The organism is Tamlana crocina, from assembly GCF_012037625.1.
In genome coordinates this window covers 1-513 of record NZ_JAAVJS010000151.1, presented here as the reverse complement: position 1 = coordinate 513, position 513 = coordinate 1, and the positions used below count along the sequence as shown (strand labels likewise).

General features: G+C 42.9%; 1 protein-coding gene. It reads left to right on the top strand.

The genetic code is table 11. The annotated features are described in order from the left end of the window. Window positions 1-513: toxin-antitoxin system YwqK family antitoxin (locus HC176_RS16070; protein ID WP_425338213.1), on the top strand; the 513-nt coding region annotated here is incomplete at both ends.

Here is a 513-nt window from a genome sequence, read left to right as displayed (position 1 = left end):
AGAAGATCGTGAGAAAAGATGTTGAAAGTTTAAAGAATTTTAGAAGTGCGCTCCTTATGGAGTGGCAAAGTATTCTTCAAACTCCGGCTTTCCGTGTCCTGCCCGAAGACCGGGAATTGAATTTTGAATATGTGGATCTTAAACTGGACGGGATAGGCAAGAAAGAGGGAGAAATCTCTACCGGCCCCTGGAAGTTTTACAATGGCGACGGAATTTCCACAGGGGAAGGAGCCTTTGACAAGGAAGGAAAAAGAACCGGCTTCTGGATATGGTTTAACGATAAGGGCGGTATAAAGGAAAATGCAAATTATAGCAACGGAAGTCTGGAAGGAGAGAACCAGACCTTTTTCGATAATGGAAGACTCCGGTATGTCGCCAACTATCAAAATGATGAACTCAACGGAGAACATCTGGTTTACAATAAATATGGAGCCTTGCTTGAGAAAAAATTCTTCAATAATGGAGAGCTGGAAGGGAACTACCGGTCAAACTTTCCGGTAGGAGAAGTACTTA